The 618-nt window shown below is 64.7% G+C and carries 1 protein-coding gene; it reads right to left on the reverse strand.

The genetic code is table 11. The features are described from left to right. Window positions 1–618 (reverse strand): VCBS domain-containing protein (locus PMI21_RS02525; protein WP_007941567.1); only part of this gene is annotated, 618 nt, incomplete at both ends.

Genomic DNA, 618 nt, shown 5'->3' on the forward strand with positions numbered 1-618 from the left:
TCGCTGATGGTCAGGGTGCCGGAGGTGGAGATGTCGGCGGCGGCATTGGTCTCGGTGAGGTTGGCGATGCCGGTGGACAGCACCGCGGCATCGTTGGTGCCGAGGATGTGCACGGTGACGGAGGTGAGGGTGCCATCGGCACTGCTCACCGCGAAGGTGTCGGTGTAGGTGGTGCCGGCGGCGAACTCGTTGTGGGCGGAGTCGGCAACGTAGGTCCATGCGCCGCCGGTGCCGATGGAGAATTGGCCGTAGCTGCCGGCGGTATTGGTTTGCGCCTGGAAGCTTTCCGGGCTGTCGATATCACTGACGGTCAGGCTGCCGCCAGTGGTCAACGGAGCATTGGTTTCGCTCAGCGTGACGCTGGCCGAGGACAGCACGGCGGCGTCGTTGTTGCCGGTGACGGTCACCGTCACCAATTGGGTGTCGACACCGCCGAGGCCATCGCTGACCTGCACGCTGAACACTTCGTTATGACTCTCGCCAGCCTTCAGCGATTGCACCGCACTGGCAACGCCATCGGTGCCATTGGCCAGGGTGTAGGTCCACTGACCACTGCTGCTGTCGACGGCGATCGAGCCGTAGCTGCCGGTATTGGACCCGGCGATGCTCCAGGTGGCG

Source organism: Pseudomonas sp. GM18, assembly GCF_000282195.1.
Lineage (GTDB): Bacteria > Pseudomonadota > Gammaproteobacteria > Pseudomonadales > Pseudomonadaceae > Aquipseudomonas.